This window comes from Gilliamella sp. B2824 (genome assembly GCF_026536245.1).
Taxonomy (GTDB): domain Bacteria; phylum Pseudomonadota; class Gammaproteobacteria; order Enterobacterales; family Orbaceae; genus Gilliamella.
The window spans coordinates 41,329-47,328 of the sequence record NZ_JAFNON010000015.1 but is presented as its reverse complement, the minus strand read 5'-3'; the positions used below and the strand labels follow the sequence as shown (position 1 = coordinate 47,328).

Below are 6,000 nucleotides of genomic sequence, written 5' to 3'. Positions count from 1 at the left end.
TCCAGGTTATGAGGACGAAATCATCTCACAAGATGAGATTACTATTTTAGGACGAGTCTGGTGGCAATCATCTATACTTAACTAAGAGCCCGATAATCAGACAAAAACATACCATATCAATCAACCAGCACAGGTTGGAATGATAACAATTGATAACACAGACTACTCCCCCGCCACAACAGCCCGTTATTGGGCTGAGACCGTTTCACCTCAATAATGTAGCGTTACCTTTAGCGATAACAAATAATAACCAAAAAACACAAATTAATAACTTTAATTATTGACACTGATGATAACATATATTATCATTACCACATCAAAACCAATCAAGTTAACAGCGTCATTAAACAAGACTACGAGTTATTTAATGTGTTAACAAGATTCAAGTAGCTAGCAGGGGCATATGAACATACTGCGGTTTTGATACATGTCACAGGCATGACGGTAAACTGCGGCTGATGGCAGTGTTAATTGCACATAACACAATTAATACTGCCATATCTTATCCTATCAGCACTCACGCACACTGTTGTTAGGAAAAGGACAGCGGGAAAGACTGCGAACAGACCACATCCTTCGCCCCAACATGTTGGGGCCTTTTTTAAGGAAATATCATGATTAATAGAGATTTTATTAATATTAAAACCAAAAACAGATTTGACAAAGATTATCAATTAACTAAACACGAAATCCGATTTATCTACTTTGCCAATCTAATATTAATCTTTATGGGATTGGTCGCCTTGTTAATTGCTTTTTATTAATGACAATTGGGTGAATCATGCGTCAGTTGCAACAATTAGTCGAAAATAGCTACGAAGCGAGTTATTACAAAATGCTCGATAAAATCGAACAACAAGATGCTCAAGAGGAATGGATTGATAAACGTGCTGATGAGCTAATGGGCAATTTTAGTAATGAAAATGATTGGCAAATATTGGCATTACTTAAATTAAAATTAGACAACCATAGTGTTGATGCAAAGATATATCACCAATTTATTATTGATATTTGTTATTCTCAAGCACAGTTTGAATTTAAACAACATTCACTAATGTTATTAAATAAAAATGCTTATTAATGTAGCTTAATTAAATTAACAGAAAATAAATTAGATGATAAACAACTCAGTATTCATGCTAAAAAACAGAGACAGATATAAAAGAATAGGTTGATATTAAAACAGATATACAATACAGATTACATTAATTTACAATTTTCCTTATTAGCAAAAATACCAGTCTTTTATCAAACAGTTAATCTGAGCGAGATACTGAATAACAAAATAAAGTTATTAAATCATCGTTGAATTTGAAAATCTTATTTCATTATTGAGGATAATTTGTATGGTAATAAAAAACAGTCCTGAAAAGGATATAGAATCAATCTTAAATGATTCTAATGTATTTGCTCAAAAAATTAACAAATACTGCCGTAATTGCAACAATCCAACTCCTGATGGATTAGCATATTGCAACCAGAATTGTAAAAATGAATTTGAAATCAAACATCGCAATGATTTTAAAGATTAACTACCTCATTATTTATATAAATAAAAAACATTAAAATTGTGAAAAATAATGGCATTTATTCAATAGATGAATTATCAAATTAATCTATTAAAATAATACATTCAATCTTTACATTATGTTCTAAAATAATTTTTTGATCTTATACCATAAAAGTACTTAAAAATAATAATTATAAAGAATAGCAAAACTAAAAAATAACCATAACGTTACGCTAACATATAACTAAATGTTTGATCCAAATAGTCACAAAAGAAGCTTGTCATAGTTTGTCCACTATAAACGGTTAAGTATGCTTGTGTTTTTTATGGATGTTGCTTATCGCAATAACAAAAAAGTCATAACATAATTGGTAAGCTAAAAAAGTAAAGCATAATTGAATAAGTAATAAATATTTTTCAATTTTAGATAAATCAATTGCTTTCAATAAAACGCCCTGAAATTGTTTAATCTTGTTTTAAGAATAGATAAGACCTAGATATTATCCAAACTTAGTACACAATGATAACGAAGTATCAAAAAACATCGCCTAATGACAACGCAATAGATTTGAATTTTCTGATACAGATATGTTTATCATCACATTTAACGCAGTTTTAAACACTCTATAAATTTATAGATATTGTCGAAGACGGACATACAAATTGACGTTTGATACTAATATCGATTCAGAGTAATTTTTTAAGATTTTAAAAAAATCTATAATATAATTTTAAATGAAATAAAAAATATAACTGAATACAGACAATAAAAAAGCCCTAACTATCAAGTCAGGGCCTAACACTGTTAACTTGTTAAGATTAAATTGATGTTATCAGTTACTTACTTTTTGTTTTATACTCATCATAATATTCCTGAGCCAGTTTACGCATTGATAAACCGATTGCGGCATATTGATACTCATTTAAATTGGCCAAGGAAGCACGCGCAGACGGATGCTGCACCGCAAATCCTTTACCTGGAAGCAATACCACTCCTGCTTCATCGGCAATTCTAAATAGCATTTCAGAAGGATTTTTATTTTTTAAGATCCATTTAGCAAACTTATCATCATAAAGTTCTCGACAAATATGTTCTAAATCAATTAGCGTATAGTAATCGACATTGTTTTCATCTGTTTTGTGTTTCAAACCTAAATGCTGATAAAGTGAAGCCGCACGGCGACGAATAATCGTCTTTAACGTCGCCTTATAACTTTGATCGGCATCCATCATTTCACATAACGCAAAAAGAACCATTTGTACTTGCTGTGGCGTTGACAAACCGGCAGTATGATTTAAGGCAACCGCTCGGCTATCTGCTACTAAGCGATCAATAAATTTGAGATTTTCAGGATCGGTAACAATTGAGCTGTAACGTTTATCAAGAATCTTTCTTGTCTTACTTGGTAATGCTCTAATAGTTTTGTCGATAACATTATCATGGCTAAGCGCAATTACTCCTAAACGCCAACCTGTCGCGCCAAAATATTTAGAAAATGAATAAACTAAAATGGTATTTTTAGGGCAAATAGCAAATAAAGATTGAAAGTTATCAGCAAAAGTCCCATAAACATCATCAGTTAAAATGATCAAATCAGGGCGTTTTTTCACAATATCAGCAATAATTTTTAAGCTTTTATTATCGATTTTAACTGAAGGTGGGTTAGACGGATTAACAAGGAAAAAAGCTTTAATGGATGGATCTTCTAATTTACGTAATTCAGATTCAGGGTATTGCCAATTTAGATTTGGATCTGAATTGATTAGTACCTCAACGAGTTGATAATCATTTAAACTCGGTATTTCAAGATATGGGGTAAAAATAGGCGCGCCGATAGCTATTTTGTCCCCTTTTTCAATTAATCCATTCTCTTTCATTGAATTAAATATATAGGCCATAGCAGCTGTGCCACCTTCAACTGCAAAAAGGTCTAATTCATCACGATGTAAATACTGCGCACCCATTTGCTCAAGCACATAAGATTTTACCACTTCCTCACTTAAGGTTAACATTCGATCGGGAACGGGATAATTACATCCTAAGATGCCTTCAACCATTTCTTGCAAAAACTTATTCTCATCAAGACCTAACTGATCACGAATATAAGAAAATGCTTTACCTAAAAAAGCAACACCAGGCGTTTGGTAATTTTGTCGAATAAAATGCTCAAAACGCCCAGTTAGACCGGCTTTAATGGGAAAGCCACCTACCCCTTCATTCAAGTAAGAATAAGACATTTCTGATTCTTGAATAGCAAACACGCCTAATTGAAAAAACGCCTGACGAGGAAAAGTAGCAAGAAAATTAGGATTACCACGACCGGCATTTAACATAACGCGATCTGCACGACTTTGTGCAAGTTTAATTAAATTATCTTTTAACTCAAAAGGACTCAAATTGGCATACTTTGAAAAGTCTGTTGTGTTTTTCATGATCTGTACCTTTACTTTTATATTCCAATTAAACAAAAGCCACAACTAATGGACCTAACAAAGTTAGGAAAACATTAGCTAAAGCATAAGTAATAGCAAAAGAATTGGTTGGTGTAGAATTTCCTGCCTTATTTAGCACTTCACCGAAAGCTGGATTAGCACTACGAGCTCCCGCCAATGCACCAGCAAATACCGCTACATTTTTATAGCCAAGAACATATTTACCAAAGTAAATAGCTAATAACATAGGCAAGACAGTAACAACCACTCCAATTAAAAATAGCGATAACCCTTGTTCTTCAATGGTATTAATTGCCTGTAAACCAGAACTTAAACCGACTACAGCAACAAAACCAGCTAAGCCAAAATCTTTCAATAATTGAATAGCACCACTTGGAATGTTACCAACAGTTTGATGAATTGAACGGTACCAACCAAATAACAAACCTGACAACAAAGCCCCACCACCAGCGCCTAATGTAATTGGGATATCGCTCACACGGATAACAATTAAACCGATAATAAGACCAACTACCAAACCTAAACCATGGAAAATCCAGTCAGTTTTTTCACTACGAGTAATCGGTGCACCAATTTTATCAACAACACGTTTAAGATCGCCATCAGAACCATAAATAGTTATCACATCACCTAATTTTAAATAAATATCATTATTTAGTGGCAATGACTCGCCATCTCGATGAATAGCAATTAGATAGATACCATGCTTTAATTGAATAACCTCTTCCGATGATAGGACTTGTGTTAAATTTTCGCCAACATAACGTGAATTACGCATCTCAACGTCTTGAGTATTCATCACAACATCCATACCCGATACTGAATTAATTTCAGTGCCAAGAAGATCACTTGCTTGAATCATTGCATCACGGTGGCCAACAACTAAAATAATATCCCTAACTTCAATAACTGTGTCTGGTGTGGCTTCAATAATTTTATTGCCACGCTTTATTTTTTCAATACTTATACCATTAACTGTTTTCTCAATTTCGCTAACATTCTGATCAATTTTATTCGTCACGCGATATAAACGACCGGTAATATCTGATAGTGCTAAATTTTGATTAGAACCTAACAATAAAGAACCATGCAATTGTTCTGCTTGTGCTTTTATAGCGTCATCAGCAATATCTTTTCCCATGATTTTTGGCAAAATATTGACACAAATAATAATGGCGCCTAAAGAACCAAAGATATAGGTTACTGCATAACCAATAGTGACATTAGCTTGCATTTTATGAAGTTCTTCAACACTTAACCCTAATTGACTTAATGCATCAGATGCGGTGCCCATAATGGCAGATTGAGTAAGGCCACCAGCAGCAAGCCCCGCAGCTAGACCTTTATCTAAATTAAACACTTTAGCTAACACAACAACTGTCGCTAAACCTGCAACGGCAATAAATAACGCTAAAAAGATTTCACGCAAAGTTTTGACACCAAGCGAACGAAAAAACTGTGGTCCGCTTTCAAAACCAACCGCATAAATAAAGAGCGCGAAAAGAACCGCCTTAACGCCAGCATCAACTGTCACGCCAAAAACACTCAATGCAACGGCAACCAGTAACGAACCTGCAACACCACCCAGTTGGAATTTACCAATCCGAATAGCACCAATTAAATATCCTAAACTCAAAGAAAGAAATAAAAGAATTTCGGGTGAGTGTTGAATCCCATTTAAAATCCAGTGTGAAAGCCATTGAAACATAATAATTGTCCTCAAGTGCTAAAAAGATGAATTAAGAATGTAAGAAAAGAAATAAAAAGGGACTTAAAGAATATTCATTCAATTTTATGAATACGTTTATATATTAAACTGCTATTGCAAGAATAGAAAGTTAATTTTTATAATTGATATTATTTATAAAAAAATAACAATGCAATATCTCATTTTTTTATAACACTACGATATTTATAAGATCTACACTTTTGCTTGTTTGCCCGTCGTTAATCGTTAGGCAACTATAACCCTATAAATACAACGAATAGAAATATTTTCTTTGATACTTTACATAAAAAAGAGAATGGGAAAAGTT

Annotated in this window: 5 protein-coding genes; 3 read left to right on the top strand and 2 right to left on the bottom strand. The window is 33.1% G+C overall.

All coding sequences use genetic code 11. The annotated features are described in order from the left end of the window. The first annotated feature begins 614 nt into the window (after positions 1-614). From J3U56_RS11370 to J3U56_RS11360, 3 genes are all read left to right on the top strand, one after another. Positions 615-764 carry a hypothetical protein gene (locus J3U56_RS11370; protein ID WP_179854744.1) on the top strand — a complete coding sequence of 50 codons (150 nt, stop codon included), beginning with the start codon at positions 615-617 and terminating at the stop codon, positions 762-764. Between the two features lie 17 nt (positions 765-781). After that, on the top strand, positions 782-1,081 hold the full coding sequence (locus J3U56_RS11365) for a hypothetical protein (protein WP_267343907.1): 300 nt from the start codon (positions 782-784) through the stop codon (positions 1,079-1,081). A gap of 265 nt (positions 1,082-1,346) precedes the next feature. Next, positions 1,347-1,532 (top strand): hypothetical protein, encoded by a 186-nt coding sequence (locus tag J3U56_RS11360; RefSeq protein WP_065798700.1) that lies wholly within the window; start codon positions 1,347-1,349, stop codon positions 1,530-1,532. Positions 1,533-2,347: 815 nt separating this feature from the next. Here the strand turns inward: J3U56_RS11360 and J3U56_RS11355 are convergent. Further along, the gene (locus J3U56_RS11355; protein WP_267333466.1) at positions 2,348-3,943 is read right to left on the bottom strand and encodes a bifunctional aspartate transaminase/aspartate 4-decarboxylase; all 1,596 of its coding nucleotides are present in this window, start codon (positions 3,941-3,943) and stop codon (positions 2,348-2,350) included. A gap of 28 nt (positions 3,944-3,971) precedes the next feature. Then, positions 3,972-5,672 carry an aspartate-alanine antiporter gene (gene aspT / locus J3U56_RS11350; RefSeq protein ID WP_267333467.1) on the bottom strand — a complete coding sequence of 567 codons (1,701 nt, stop codon included), beginning with the start codon at positions 5,670-5,672 and terminating at the stop codon, positions 3,972-3,974. Between the last annotated feature and the right edge of the window lie 328 nt (positions 5,673-6,000).